Raw genomic sequence first — 13,795 nt, 5'->3', positions numbered from 1 at the left:
AGCCCAGCCGAGGGCCTGTGGGCCGGGGTGCCCCCCCTGAGCCCGGGTGCTAGAGGCCGGCCCCCGATGGGCCTCATGGCGAACATCTTCGTAGCCGCGTTCTACGGCGTGATGCTGCTGTCGCTGCTCTACTTCATCCACAAGGTGATGTGGTTCATGCGCTTCCGGCAGCTGCAGGCGCAGCTCGCCTCGAACGCCCTCGCCAAGCTGACCGGCCGCGCGGAGACCAGCCTCGTGCGCTTCGAGCAGGGCGCCGACGTCTCGTGGTCCGAGGTGGCCCAGGGCCGTGACCGCAGCCCCATCGCGTACGTGAAGCGCATCGAAGCGCGCCTGCAGGCCATGATGGACGAGCTGACGGCCAGCCGGCGCGAGCGCGTGGACGACTTCGTGGCCTCGCTGGACGAGAACCTGCGGTCGCCCGCGGAGCGTCACGTCTGCGTCCTCGAAGTGCCGCGCGTGTCCGGGCCCCCGCGCGAGGTGCGCATCGATCTCGACTTCCCGCCGGTGGTCATCGTGGGGCAGCCAGACGCCGCGCTGTTCAAGCTGGAGGTGCGCTCGCGCTATGGCGTGGCCCCGCGTCTCTTCGCGTTCGTGTTGGGCGCGGCCGACGTGGTGTATGGCTCGCGCCACGTCATGCGCATCTCGCAGAACGCCAGCGTGCCCTTTGCCGTGCTCATGCGGCGCTTGGGGCTGGTGGCCATCGTGCTGCTGGCGCTGGTGGGCGACTTCGCCTTCTCGGTGCGGCCACGGCTCGTGGAGTGGGCCGAGCGCGAGGTCGCCCGTGGGCTGCGCGTGCCGCTGACGGGGGACTTCGGGCGCTGGCTGAACGACCACCTGGCCACGGCGCTGGGCCTCAGCCTGTGGTTGCTGCTCTACGGCGCCTTCTACCTCACCATCTACCTGGTGCTGTTCGTGCGGTCGCACCGCAACCTGCGCGAGCTGCGGGCCATGGAGCTGGACTTGCCGCGCGTCACGCTGGACATCGAGGCGCGCCACCGCAACCAGCTGGTGGCCTGGGCGCGCGAGTACGGGGGCAGCCTGGACGAGGCCACCCGCGTGGCCAGCAAGCAGGTGCTCATGCTGCTGCAGCGCAGCGTCCACCGGCTGCGTCGGCGCATCGCCAACCGCGCGCTGCTGGAGCAGTCCGACCGCATGGCCGCGGCGTTCTTCAGCCGGCTGCCGGAGTCCAGCAAGGGCTTGCGTGACGTGGCCACGGAGCAGCGCCACACGCGCCTGCACTACCTCTGGCCGCGCGTTGGTGAGATGCAGTACCACGTCCAGCTGGCGCAGTACCGCGAGGCGTTCCAGCAGCTCGAGCTGGGCGGGCAGCGCCTGCGTGGGCGTCGCCCGGACCCGGTCGGGGCCGAGGAGACGTGGCGCAACCTGGTGCGCCTCGCGCGCATGTTCCCCGAGGTGGTCCCTGCCGATGTGCTCGAGGACCTGGGGACCGCCCACGACCGCATGCTGGAGGCCGTGGTGGCCGAGACGGAGCGCGACCTCGAGGAGCTGGACCGGCGGCTGGACGACCTGGCGCACGGCCTGTCGGAGACGCTGGCCTCGGTCACCCCGGTGGTCGAGAGCATGGTGGACCTGACCAGCGAGGCCATCCGCGAAGAGATGAGCGAGTACACCTCCGAGATCCTCCGCGTGCGCGAGCTGGCCCGCGTGGAGGCCATGGCCTTCGAGATCTGACCTGCCATTTCATACCCCCGTTCGAGAGCCCCTGATATGCTGTCCGGAGAGGCTCCGCGCGCTGACCGCTGTTTTCCTTTGTTCCAGATGAATCCCCCCAACCCCGCCGCCTACGTGCTCGACCACGACGCCGCTAGGCGTGAACGTGTTTTGTCCGCGCTGGGCAGCGATGTGCCGGTGCAGGGTTTCGCCTGCGTCCCGGACCTGGTGGCCGCGCTGGCCGACACACCCGTGGCGGACGCCGGGGTCATCTTGCCGCCCGACCCCGAGCTGCTGGCCAGCGTGCAGGCCGCCCTCGGTGGGCAGCTGCCGCTCATGCTCCTGCTGGACGGCACCGAGCCCGAGGCGCCGCACACGTGGCTCACGCGTGGCGCGACCGACGTGCTGCTGGCCCCGCTGGACGGGCGCCAGTGGCGCACTCGCTGGCTGGTCAGCGCCAACGCGCGGGCGCAGCACGCCCAGCTGTTGGAGTCGGCCGAGGACGCAGAGTCCCTGCTCGAGCTCACGCAGCGGCTCACGTCATCGCTCGACTTCCGAGACATTCTGTTCTCCGTGGTGCGCCGTGTGGCGCGCGCCATCGGCTCGTCGCGCATCTCCATCGTGCTGGCCCCCGACACCGACGGCTCTTCTTCGGAGGAGACGGGCTACGTCATGGTGGCCAGCGACGACGAGACGCTCACCAACCTGGCCATCGACCTGGCGGACTACCCCGAGATCCGCGAGGTGCTGCGCTGCCGCGAGCCGCTCACCATCGACGACGTGCGCACTCACCCCGTGCTGCAGGGCGTCACCGTGGCGCAGGACCTGGGCGCCATGGTGCTGATCCCCATCGTGTGGGAGACGCAGGCCATCGGCGTGTTCTTCCTGCGCCTCGAGACGCCCAACCGCGTGCTGCACCCGCGCGAGATGCGCTACTGCCAGGCGGTCGCCAACGCCACCGCCGTGGCGCTGCGCAACGCGCGCGTCATGCAGTCCCTGCGCGATCACACACAAGAGGTCACGTTCGCGCGTTTCGAGGCCGAGCGCCGGCTGGCGGGGCTGGAACGCTACGCCGAGCTCTTCGCTTCGGCCGCCGAGGGCATCGCGGTGTTGGCCGCGGACGGCTCGCTGCTGTTCGCCAACCCGCGCGCCCACGAGATGCTGGGCTACTCGGCGGACGAGATGAAGGGGCTGGCCATCAAGCTGTTGGTGGCCGACGCCGAGCGCGAGCGCACCCGCGCGCTCTGGGACGGCTTCGCGGCGGGCGTCTACCCACGCGGCGCCGACATCCGCTTCGTGCGCAAGGATCGCAGCGAGGTCATCCTCAACTGCTCGTTCGCAGCGCTGGCCATCGGCGACGCCAAGGTGCTGGTGTCGTGCCAGGACGTCACGGTCCAGCGCCAGACCGAGGCCGAGCTCATCAAGACCATGGAGTTCCTGGAGTCGCTCATCGACGCCAGCGTGGACGGCATCGTGGCGGGCGACATGGAGGGCAACATCGTGCTCTTCAACCCCAGCGCCGAGCGCATCTACGGCTACCGCGCCGCCGACGTGGTGGGCCGCATGAACCTGTCCGACCTGTACGACGGCGAAGGCTGGACGCTGGTCCGCGACCGGCTCATGTCCGAGGGGCACGGCGGCTTCGGGCGCTTGGTGCCAACGCGCGTCGACGCCAAGGGCGCGAACGGCGAGCAGATCCCCATCCAGATCTCGGCTGCGCTCATCTTCGAGCGCGGTGAGCCCGTGGCCACCTTCGGCATCTTCACGGACCTGCGCGAGCGCCTGCGCACGCAGCAGCGCCTGGCCGAGGTGCACCAGAAGCTGGAGCACACCGAGCGCCAGGCGGTGCTGGCGGAGCTGGCCGGCACGGCGGCGCACGAGCTCAACCAGCCGCTCACCAGCATCATGGCCTATGCCGAGCTGCTGGAGCGCAAGCTCACGCCGGGCAGCGCCGAGCACCGAGCGGCCGGCACCATGGTCAGCGAGGCCCAACGCATGGCCGACATCGTCCGCAAGATCGGGCGCGTCACCAAGTACGAGACGCGCAGCTACGTGGGCGAGCAGAAGATCCTGGACCTGGACCGCGCCTCGTCGCGGGGCTCGAGCCCCGGCGAAGACTGACGGGCCCCCCGGGCTCAGCGCGCGATCTCGATGTGGATGGCGGCGCCGCGCGCGGACACGCGGTAGGCCGGCGACTGCCCCTCGGCGAACTCGATGGTCAGCGTGGAGTGGTCGCCGTGGTTCAAGATGTGGCTGCGCGCGACCATCGGGTGGTTGCGGCTGATGGTGCGTGCGCCGCTGATGGCGAGCGCGTTCGGGATGTCCACCACGAAGCCGTTGCCTTCGGCGCGGCCACGCAGGGTGCGCACGGGCTGGCTCATGGTGATCTCGAAGGAGCGCGCGTTCGACACGGACTCGGCACCGAACGTGCGGCCCTCTTGGACCTCGGGGGCCGCGGTGGCGCCCTCGGCCTCGCCTTCGGCGTAGGGGGAGTCGCTCGCGACGCTGCCCGGTACGGCAGGGCGCTCTTCGCCGAGCGTGGGGTAGGTGGGCTCGGCCAACGGGCCGGGGGTGGGCCCGCTCGGGACGGGGGCGGCCTCCATGACGGGCGCGGGCTCTGCCAGCTGGGCGCTCGGGTCCACGTAGGGCGAGACCACCGTGCTGGCCGGCGCTGCCGCTTCCATGGCGCTGCTGCTGGGGCTCGCGGTGTCGTCGCTCGCCGTGGCCACCTCACTGACCTCGTCGCCGGGCGTGAGGGCCCAGACGGTGGTGCCCACCAACAGGAAGGCCACGCTCGACAGGAACACGGTGCGACGCCGTGCACGCTGCGGGTCGAGGCGCGTCTCCACCTCGGCCTGCGCCGCCGGGGGACGACCGGTCACGCCCAGGCGCGACTGCTGCTGCCGCCGCACGGGGCGGCCGCCCTTGGTGCCCACGCGCGCACCTTCGCCCGAGCGCAGCCGCGCGACGGTGAAAGCTTGGGTGCGCCCGAACAGCGAGGCCGCCGCGGGGCCGGCCTTCTTGCGCAGCGCGCTGGCGAACAACACGAGCTGCGCGAAAAGGGTGCGGAGCGCGGGCAGGATGCCGCGCGCGCCCTGCTTCGACAGGTCGCGGGCGCGGTCGGTCAGCGGCTTGGCGCGCTCGCTCAGCTGGCGTGTGCGGGTGCGCAGCATGAACGACAGGCGGTCCACTGGAGAGTCTCCCAGCTCGGCTTCGCTCGGGGCGGCGGGGCGCAGGTCCGCCTCTGCGGCGGGGGCCGGGCGGCGCACGTGCACGGCGGCGCCCAACAAGTCGTCGAGGTCGTCGTCCATGGCGTCCACGGCCAGGTCGTCGTCCAGGTCCTCGAGGTCGTCCTCCTCCGCCTGTCGGGCGAAGACCTCGGCGCGGCGCGCGGGCGCGTGCGAGACGCGCGCGTCCACTTGGCGGCCCAACACGGGCGGCTCGGAGTCACGGCGTGCGCTCACGATGCCGGCGGTGGCCTCGGCCGGTGCCGCGGCGCGTGGCGCGGCGAGCTGCTCCACCGCTTCATCCTCGTCCGGCAGCGTGTCCAGCGGGCTGCGCAGCTCGGTCTTGGCGTACGCCACGGCGTTGTGCACGGCCGGTGCGGCACTGTCGTCCACGCCGGGCTGGCTCTGGTCGTCCTTGAAGAGCACGGTCAGCATCAGGCGCGGCACGCCGTTCACCATGCGCAGCTCCACCGAGGCCAGGCGCCCCTTGGGCCCGTCCTCGATGGCGGCGATGGCCGTGCCCACGCTCAGGAAGGGCAGCTCTTGGGCCACCACCAGCGCGTCGTGCGTGGCGTGCACCACGGACGCCGCCACGGGGCTGCTCACGCCGTCGATGAACAAACGGATGGTGTCGGGGATGCCGGGGGGCTTGCTCAGCTCGCGCTGCTCTTCCGCGCTCAGCTCGTAGCCGTCGGACACGCGCGCCTCGTGGCCGGGGTCCGAGTCGTCCACGTAGCCGCCGTCCGAGTCGCCCGGATCGGAGTCGTCCCACTCCGCGCGAGCGCGCGTCTGATGGGCGTCCACGTAGTCGCGGATGCGCTCTTCGTCGAGGCGCGCGATGTCCACGAAGCGCAGCCCGAACTCGCCCGCGTAGGGTCCGCTGTGCTGGGCCCAGACCACCTCGCACTCGGCCTCGATGGACTGCCCGTCCGGCATCGGGAACGCGCAGCGCATCTCCGTGCCCACCTCGGGGAGGATGGACGCCCGCAGCGAGAGTCCGCCCTCGGCGATGTTCACGGCGTCTGCCGGTGCGGTCTCGCCGTACTCCAAGAAGGAGACCTCGACGACCCCTTGATCCATCGGCACGCGCTGCGCGTGCGACCTGCGCTCGATCTGTGGTTGCATGGTTTGCCTCGTCGGGAGCCAGTGCTCCGCACGAGACCCATTTCAGAACGGGCGCCGAGGGTCCAATTTTCGGCAGACGTCGCGAGCCCACGCCGCCTGCCTGCAGACACGAAAACGCCCCCCGTGGAGAGTCCACGGAGGGCGCATGGGCCGCATGGGCGGAAGGGCTCAGCCCAAGTTGGCGTTGGCGAAGTCCCAGTTGATGAGCGAGTCGAGGAAGGTGTCGATGTACTTCGGGCGCGCGTTGCGGAAGTCCACGTAGTACGCGTGCTCCCACACGTCGATGGTGAGGATCGGCTTCTTGTCCGTGGTCAGCGGCGTCTCGGCGTTGCTGGTCTTCACGATCTCGAGCTTGTCGCCGCTCTTCACCAGCCAGGCCCAGCCGGAGCCGAACTGCGTGGTGGCCGCCGCGACGAACTGCTCACGGAAGGCCGCGTAGCTGCCGAAGCTGGCGTTGATGGCGGCCGCGATGGCGCCGGTGGGCTCGCCGCCGCCGCCGGGCTTCATGCTGTTCCAGTAGAACGTGTGGTTCCAGACCTGGGCGGCGTTGTTGAAGATGCCGCCCGACGAGTTCTTCACGATCTCCTCGAGGCTCGCGTTCTCTTGCGGCGTGCCGGCGATGAGCTTGTTCAGGGTTGGTGACGTACGCCTGGTGGTGCTTGCCGTGGTGGTAGTCCAGCGTCTCGGCGCTGATGTGGGGGGCAAGGCTGTCTTTGGGCCAGGGCAGGGCGGGAAGTTCGATGGTCATGGGGCTCCTCCAGGTTGGGAAGCCCGCAAGCTAGAGATCTACTTCGCGCGGATCAAGCCCCGTTGCTCTAGAATATTGATAGGATTCTCCAGGATACCGTCATGAGCCGCAGCCACCTCTCCGCCAACCTCCAGCGACTCCGCCACATCGCGGGGCTCACCCAGAAAGATCTCGCGTTGGCGGCCAACCTCCCACGCGCCACCCTGGCCAGCCTCGAGCAGGGCGAGGCCAACCCGCGCCTCGACACCCTGCTGGCCGTGGCGTCCGCGCTGCAGGTGGGCCTCGACGAGCTGATCGCCGCGCCACCCAAGCAGCGCCTCTACAAGGTGAAGGTCGCCGAAGCGCGCGAGTACCGCGACGACCACGGCCGCTACGTCTCGCGGCTCATGTCGCCCATCGCGTCGCGCGGCGTGCAGATTCAGCGCGTGACGCTGGCGCCTCGCTGCTCGGTGGCCGGGCGCCCGCACCCGCGCGGCTCGCAGGAGTTCTTCGTCGTGTTCTCGGGCGAGGCCGTGCTGGAAGTGGACGGCGAAGAGGTGGCCGTGGAGGCCGGCTCGCTGGTGCAGTTCCCGGGGCACCTGCCGCACCGCTACATGAACCGCGGGAGCGCGCCGGCGGAGGGGTACTCGCTGGTGATCCTGTCGCTCGAGGGGTGAGTCGCTAGCGCGGCACCACCGTGAACACCGCGGCGAACTCGTCGCGGTAGGCCGGGCGAAACTGCGCGCGGTGGGCCAGCAGGTAGTCGTAGAACGCACGGCTGAGCGCGGTGTTCTCCACGTACACGTAGCGCGCGCCGAGGGTCCCGGCGATGAGCGGGTAGGGGTCGCGCTCGAGGCGCACGGCGGCGAGGTAGCGGTGGAACAGCGCAGGGTCCTTGGCGCGCATGAAGCCGGGGTCGAGGCCCAGGGTGTAGACGTTGCGGTCGTTCCGGTAGAAGAGGCGCGGGAAAGCGCCGTAGTCGTGCAGGAAGACCTCATCCCCGGGCTGGCTGTTGCGCGCGAGCCAGGTGGCGCAGGCGCTCGGGTCGATGGCCTCGAAGCGCCGGCTCTGTGCCCATGCCTCGTGCGCGTGCGCGGCGCCGCCGCCGAGGACTAGCAACGCGCCGAAGGCGAGCGCAGCGGTGGACGGCGCGGGCGTGGCTGCCCGGCGGCGCAGCGCCACGGCCACGAACGCGATGGCGGTCGGGACGAAGTAGTCCACGCCGCGCTCGTTGCGCACGTAGACAAGGAGCGTGAGCCCGGCGACGACGGCCCATGCGAGCAGCTCCTCGCGGTCTTCGGGTGATGTGCCCCAGGCGCGCACGGCGCCATGGACGCCCACCGCCAGGACCACGAACACCAGCCAGCCTTCCTTCAAGAGCTGCCCGAGGCCGGGCGACGCGTACTCGAGGTTCAGCCCGCTGCGGTCCACGCTCACGTCGAAGAGCTGCACGGCGAGTAGGTCGAGGTGCACGAAGAAGTTGGGGTGCAGCGCGAGCCCCAGCAGCACCCCGATCACCACACTCGCGGTGGGCTTCCACGCCAGCTCCCGCGCGGTGGCGAAGCGCGCCACGGCGTGCGCACCGAGCGGCAAGAGCAGCAGCGGGAACGCGGCGTAGCTCCATGCGAAGACGGCCCCCATCAGGGCCAACAGCCCGTGGCGTTGCGCCCTCGCGAGCGGGATCACCACGAGCACCGCCGCGGCGGCCCACGCGATGGGGCGCATGCCCATCACACGCAGCAGGAACACCCCGCTCGCCGGCACCACCAGCAGCGACAGCAGCGCGCGCCACGGGTGCTCGCGCCCCGCGATCCACTGCACCGCCAGGAGCAGCATGGCCACGGCCACGGTGGTGCCGAGCTTGCCGCCCAGCGGGCCTCCCAGGAGCGCCACGAACGGCACCAGGTACACGTGGTAGCCGAAGTGCAGGTCGGCGAAGCGCTCGGCCAGGATGGTGTGCTTGGCCCACGGTAGCGCGGTGAGCAGCTCGCCCGTGGCCAGCCGCTCGGTCAGCGCCAGGTGGTAGGGGTCATCTTGCTGGAGGCCCTGCTGCGTGAACTGCAGCAGGGCGAAGACCAACACGGCCGCGCCCCAGCCCAGCAGCGCCACCTTGTCGAGCCGACGCGGGCTCAGCGGAACGTCCGCTCGAAGGCGGAGTACTCGCCCGCCACCGGGTCCCACTCCGTCCACACCACCGTCGCTTGGCGCCGTGAGTCCATGATGCAGGCGAGCGAGCCGTAGCCAACGCCGTCACCGGCTGGCAGGAGGGGCGTGACCGTCCCCCACGTGTCGGTGCCCCCGGAGTAGAGCTGGGCAGCTACCGCGGCGCCGGCGGCCCACGTGAGCACCAGCCCGCCAGTCGGACCGCCTGCCAGACAGAACTCCTGCACGGCCGCCACGGTCTCGAGGGGCGCCTCTGCCGTCCACGTGGTGCTGCCCTCTTCGAGGCGACGCGTCATGAACTGAGACGGGCTGGCGCGCCAAACGGCGTGCACGTCGTTGCCGGCCGCCGCGAGCCTCAAGCTGTTCACGTTGACCGGATTGTCGCTGGCGAGGGTGTCCGCTGGCGTGGACCACGTGGTTCCGCTGTAGGTCCGCGCACGGAAGTAGCCGACCATCGCGGTGTCGTCGTACTCCTCGTAGGCCACCACCACCCTCCCGTCCGCCGTACGCGCGGTCGTCACGTAGTACTGGTAGTTGTCCGTACCGAGCGGCGTCGCCGCCATCCAGTTGTCGAGGGTGGCGTCATAGACCCGTGCGTTCAGCACGCTGTCTGTGCCGGGGTCCTCGCCGAACAGCACCATGTGGTCGCCGTTGGGGCTGCACACCACGTTGAGTCCGGAGAGGTCGAGGCCTCACCGGCGCTGACGAGCGACGTGGTTCCCCACGTGGTCCCCGTGCGGAAGCGGGCGCGCAGCGAGTACGTGCTCGACGCCGTGCCGTCCATCCAGACCACCATGACGTCACCGTTCTGCGCCACGCACGCGAGGGCGTCTCGGGCGTAGTCCGTGTCCAGACCCGTGGCGACCTCGTCGAACGTGATCCCCGAGCCCGGCACGGCCTGGCCAAAGAGCACGTCGGTCGTGGCGTCGCCGTTGCTCCGGAGGCTCGCTCCCATGAGGTTCCCGTCGAAGCCGTAGCCCAGGGTGGGGGTGTAGAACTCTTCGTCGCTCCACGGGGCCGCCCCGGTGAACGCGCCAACGCCGAGGCCGCGCGTGGCGAAGTGAGCGTCCCAGCTGGGCTGCTGGTCCCAGTACGCCAGCACCTCGCCGTCTGGAGCGAGCGCGAGCGTGGAGTAGTAGATGGAGCCGCCCGTGTAGTCCTCGAGCGGCGCTGCGTCCTGCCAGGACCCGTCGAGCGTGGTCTCACTCGCTCCGCCGTACACGGCCACGTTCCCCGCCTCGTCGCGCACGAGCACGTTGAAGAAGTAGGTGGTGTCGAGGGAGAGGCTCTCCACGGTGAACGCGGTGAGGTTGAGAGCCCAATCGCCGGCCGGGGTGCCGTTGCTCTCCACGTCGCCCAGGGTGTCGAGGTTGTCCGTGAGCGAGAAGTAGACGCGGTACTCGAGGGACGCGGCCGCGGTGGTGTCGTCCGTGGCCGCGCTCCAGCTCAGGTCCACGTTGCTGGACGTGGGATTCGAGGCGGTCAGGGTGTTGCCGGGCTCCGGTGGGGTGCCGTCGCCACCGCCGTCGCAATTGCATGCGTCGAGGGGGCCGGCGTCTGCGCTGGTGTCCCCACCGCCGCAGCCCGACGCGGAGACGAGGAGGAGGACGACGGCCAGCGAGGAACACGCGCTACGTTTCATGAACACGTCCGAAGGCAGGGGGGATTGCTCCAGGAAGCGTACAGGAGCGCCCCCGCGCCAGCCCATCGGAAAGGTGTACGGTCACGTGGGGATGTTGAAGCTCGCGGGGTGGCTGCCGCGCAACTCGCTGGGGCCGTAGGTGTGAGGGGCGAAGTGCTCCCGAGCGTGCACCTCGCACCAGACCATGGGGTCTGCCTTCTGCTGACGCATGGCCACGCAGTCGGCGCACAGCGGCACCGGGCGGTCGCTCTTGCGGGCGGATGCATACGAGCGGGGCTTCGCGACCAGCACGGGGCAGCGCGCCTCGCGCACCAACACCTCGGCCACGGAGCCGTGCAGCAGGCGGTCCAGGCCGTGGCGCGCGTGCGTGCCACAGATGAGGATGTGCGCCTCTTCGTCCACGGTGCACTGCAGGATGGCCTCCACTGGGCTCCCGATGACGGTGCGGAAGCGCGGCGTGGCGGCTGGCCAGTCTCCCGCGCCCACGCACACCGCGCGGAAGTAGTCGCGTACCTCGACGGGATCGCTCTCCAGCAGCTTCTCCTCTTCCACGATGCGCTGGACCTCGCCCACGCGCCGTGACTGCACGGTGTGGGCGATGAGCAGCGTGTCTCCGGGCCGGGTGATGCGAACGCCCGCGAGCACCGCCGGATCCGACGCCTCCGTGAGGTCGACGGCCACGACGATGACCTGTCCGAGGTCGTCGCGCTTCTGTGTTTCTCGTTCCATGGGAGCCCCCTTTGAATGGGCGGCGGTCACTTGGATCGCGTCGCACCTTCAACCTAGCCCTCGCGAGAACCGAACGCACGGATTTGCGCGTCTAGCCGGCGCCGCCAGCGGCCAACCCCGACGACCGCAGGTACTCGGCGTCTCCGAGCGGCCCGAGGCAGCTCGCCGGGATGGCGAAGGCCTGTGTCACGCCAAGCGCGGAGGTGCGCAGCTCGCCCACCAGCGCGTTCACCTGGTGACGGATGGCGCGCGCCTTGTCGGGCGCCAGGTAGCCGTTCTCGAGGAACCACGCGAGGTCGCTCTCGATGCGCCACAGCCCGTAGAGCGCGCAGTGCGCCTCGAGCAGCGGCACGCCCTCGGCGCCCTTGCGGAAGGCGTCGTAGATGAACCGCTCGATGTGCGCGCGCGCGAGGGCCAGCGCGTGGTCCTGGCACGCCTCGAACGCTTCTTGCGTGGTCATGCCGGACTTCACGCGGCGGTTCACGCGCTTGGCCAGCGACGACAGCAGTGCGTCTTCCCGGAACTGCAGGGCCTCGCTGTGGAACTCGGGGGAGCGCAGGTCGGCTTCGTCCGTGCTGCGCACCAGCTCACTGACGCGCGCGCTCATGCCGCGGGCAAACGTCTCGGCCAGCGTGCGCACCGGGCTCTCGCCGAGCTTGCGCGCGAAGCGGCCCAGTACGTCTTTTGCGGCGAGCTGCATCAGCACCGTGTTGTCGCCTTCGAAGGTGGTGAACACGTCGGTGTCGGTGCGCAGCGCGTCGATGCGGTTGGACGAGAGGTAGCCCTGCCCGCCGCAGCACTCGCGGCAGAGCTGGAGCGTCTCGATGGCCTGCCAGGTGCCGAGCGACTTGAGGCCCGCGGCGAGCGTCTCCACTTCGCGCGAGGGGTGCGGGTCCTTTTGTGACCGCTCGAACTCCTCCACCAGCGCGTTCTGCGCGAAGCTGAAGGCACACGCGGCCGCCAGGCGCGGCACCAGACGGCGCTGGTGCGTGAGGTACTCGAACAGCGGCTTTTCTTCGCCCTCGGCGTTGGGGAACTGTCGGCGCTGCTCGGCGTACTGGATGGCGATGGCGAGCCCCACCTTGCTTGCCGCGAGCGCCCCGCCGGCCACGCTCACGCGGCCCCCCACCAGCACGCCCAGCATGGTGAAGAAGCGCCGCGACGCGCTGGGGATCTCACTGCTGTAGGTGCCGTCCTCGGCCACCTGCCCGAAGCGGTCCAGCAGCGCCTCGCGCGGCACCCGCACGTGGTCGAACCACAAGCGGCCGTTGTCCACGCCGTTGAGGCCCATCTTCTCGCCGCAGTCCTCGATGCGCACACCCGGCATGGGCTGGCCTTGGTCATCGCGGATGGGTACGAGCCAGGCGTGCACCCCGTGGCCCTCGCCCTGCGTCTCGAGCTGACCGAACACCACGGCCGTCTTGGCGTGCAGCGCCGCGTTGCCGATCCACTCCTTGCCGGCGCTGATGGAGGGCGTGTGGATCACCCACTCCTGCGTCGCCGCGTCATACGTGCCGGTGGTCTCGAGGTCGCGCACGTTGGACCCGTGGCCGCGCTCGGTCATGGCGAAGCAGCCCAGCAGCCGGCCGCTGCCGATGTCGCGCAGCAGCGCGTGGTGCCGCGCGCTGCCGAGCGACGCCACCGCCCCGCCGAACAGCCCGAACTGCACGCCGAACTTCACCACCACGCTCATGTCGAAGCAGGCCAGCGTCTCGAAGCCACACACGAATTCGCCAATCTCGCGCTGCGCGGGGTCGAGCGCGCCGTAGGCCTTCTCGTACAGCTGGAGCGCCGTGAGCGAGCGCACCCACGTCAGCACCTGCTCGCGATACTCGTGGTGGCTCAGGCCCTCGCGCGCGCGGAACTCGGGCCCCGCCAGCATGGCGCGCATGCGGTCACGCGTGGGCGCGTGCGGGCCGTCCAGGCGCTCCTTCAGCGTCTGCAGCTCGGCGTCCGGCAAGGCCACGAGCCGGCCGGCGGTCGGGGTGCCTGCCATGCGCGGCAAGAGGTCGGCGTTGAGGTGGGCTTCGAGCGGCTGGAGCGCGCGGTGCAGCGCGGTGGCCTGCGCCGCGTCTCCCCCACCCTCGGAGAGTGCCGACGTCAGCGCTTCGAGCGTGCGGCGCTGCTCAGCGGGCACCGCCTCGAGAGAGGCTCGCACCGCGCGCTCGAGCGCCAGCAGCGCCTGTGGCGACGGCGGCGCGCTGGGGTCCAGGAAGGCCCGCACCGATGTGCGCTCTTCGTGACTGAGACCTGGGCTGCGCTCCAGCGCGCTGCGAAGGTCCAGCAGTTCTCCCGGCGTGAGCGAGCCGTCTTCCCAGGCGGCCAACACCAGCGGAGCCAGGGGTCGGAGGGCTGCAGCGTGCCAGATGGGGGGGAGACGGGCTGTCATGGTCGTGCTCCTCACTCAACGATACGTAGCCGCGAAGGCGGAGAAGTCGCCACCTTGGGGCGGCCCCATGGTCCAGACGACGGTGGCTCGCCGCTGCGGATCCAAGATGCAGCCGAGCGACG

9 protein-coding genes and 1 pseudogene are annotated in these 13,795 nt (G+C 70.6%); 3 read left to right on the top strand and 7 right to left on the bottom strand.

What is annotated here, in order from left to right; genetic code table 11:
• The first annotated feature begins 75 nt into the window (after positions 1-75).
• Both IPI43_09620 and IPI43_09615 read left to right on the top strand, forming a co-directional pair.
• Positions 76-1,692, top strand: coding sequence for a hypothetical protein (locus tag IPI43_09620; protein ID MBK7774386.1), 1,617 nt, complete (start codon positions 76-78; stop codon positions 1,690-1,692).
• Between the two features lie 87 nt (positions 1,693-1,779).
• Positions 1,780-3,792 carry a PAS domain S-box protein gene (locus IPI43_09615; GenBank protein MBK7774385.1) on the top strand — a complete coding sequence of 671 codons (2,013 nt, stop codon included), beginning with the start codon at positions 1,780-1,782 and terminating at the stop codon, positions 3,790-3,792.
• A gap of 14 nt (positions 3,793-3,806) precedes the next feature.
• Here the strand turns inward: IPI43_09615 and IPI43_09610 are convergent, their stop codons facing one another.
• A complete protein-coding gene (locus tag IPI43_09610; protein ID MBK7774384.1) occupies positions 3,807-6,023 on the bottom strand; it encodes a PilZ domain-containing protein in 2,217 nt (738 codons plus the stop codon).
• 168 nt (positions 6,024-6,191) lie between these two features.
• Positions 6,192-6,771, bottom strand: a pseudogene (locus IPI43_09605) (superoxide dismutase).
• Positions 6,772-6,872: 101 nt separating this feature from the next.
• Between IPI43_09605 and IPI43_09600 the strand changes: the two are divergent.
• Positions 6,873-7,427: a helix-turn-helix domain-containing protein gene (locus IPI43_09600; GenBank protein MBK7774383.1), complete on the top strand. Its 555-nt coding sequence runs from the start codon at positions 6,873-6,875 to the stop codon at positions 7,425-7,427.
• 4 nt (positions 7,428-7,431) lie between these two features.
• Here IPI43_09600 and IPI43_09595 read toward each other — a convergent pair whose 3' ends face one another.
• The 5 genes from IPI43_09595 to IPI43_09575 form a co-directional block, all read right to left on the bottom strand.
• Positions 7,432-8,859, bottom strand: a complete 1,428-nt coding sequence (locus IPI43_09595; protein MBK7774382.1) for a hypothetical protein — start codon at positions 8,857-8,859, stop codon at positions 7,432-7,434.
• Between the two features lie 20 nt (positions 8,860-8,879).
• On the bottom strand, positions 8,880-9,581 hold the full coding sequence (locus IPI43_09590; GenBank protein MBK7774381.1) for a hypothetical protein: 702 nt from the start codon (positions 9,579-9,581) through the stop codon (positions 8,880-8,882).
• On the bottom strand, positions 9,512-10,555 hold the full coding sequence (locus IPI43_09585; GenBank protein MBK7774380.1) for a fibronectin type III domain-containing protein: 1,044 nt from the start codon (positions 10,553-10,555) through the stop codon (positions 9,512-9,514). Before IPI43_09585 ends, IPI43_09590 begins: the two co-directional genes overlap by 70 nt.
• Before the next feature lie 81 nt (positions 10,556-10,636).
• Positions 10,637-11,284, bottom strand: coding sequence for a universal stress protein (locus IPI43_09580; GenBank protein ID MBK7774379.1), 648 nt, complete (start codon positions 11,282-11,284; stop codon positions 10,637-10,639).
• 91 nt (positions 11,285-11,375) lie between these two features.
• Positions 11,376-13,673 carry an acyl-CoA dehydrogenase family protein gene (locus tag IPI43_09575; GenBank protein ID MBK7774378.1) on the bottom strand — a complete coding sequence of 766 codons (2,298 nt, stop codon included), beginning with the start codon at positions 13,671-13,673 and terminating at the stop codon, positions 11,376-11,378.
• Positions 13,674-13,795: the final 122 nt, after the last annotated feature.

The organism is Sandaracinaceae bacterium (genome assembly GCA_016706685.1).
In the GTDB taxonomy this organism is placed as follows: Bacteria; Myxococcota_A; Polyangia; order Polyangiales; family Houyiibacteriaceae; genus JADJJE01.
Note: the sequence above shows the minus strand (reverse complement) of the source record. Positions and strands in the feature narration are given on the sequence as shown.

Bases quoted from the DNA above. Each gene is read 5' to 3' on its own strand.
- IPI43_09620 (MBK7774386.1), top strand. From the start codon at position 76: ATGGCGAACATCTTCGTAGCCGCGTTCTACGGCGTGATGCTGCTGTCG.
- IPI43_09615 (MBK7774385.1), top strand. From the start codon at position 1,780: ATGAATCCCCCCAACCCCGCCGCCTACGTGCTCGACCACGACGCCGCT.
- IPI43_09610 (MBK7774384.1), bottom strand. From the start codon at position 6,023: ATGCAACCACAGATCGAGCGCAGGTCGCACGCGCAGCGCGTGCCGATG.
- IPI43_09600 (MBK7774383.1), top strand. From the start codon at position 6,873: ATGAGCCGCAGCCACCTCTCCGCCAACCTCCAGCGACTCCGCCACATC.
- IPI43_09585 (MBK7774380.1), bottom strand. From the start codon at position 10,555: ATGAAACGTAGCGCGTGTTCCTCGCTGGCCGTCGTCCTCCTCCTCGTC.
- IPI43_09580 (MBK7774379.1), bottom strand. From the start codon at position 11,284: ATGGAACGAGAAACACAGAAGCGCGACGACCTCGGACAGGTCATCGTC.
- IPI43_09575 (MBK7774378.1), bottom strand. From the start codon at position 13,673: ATGACAGCCCGTCTCCCCCCCATCTGGCACGCTGCAGCCCTCCGACCC.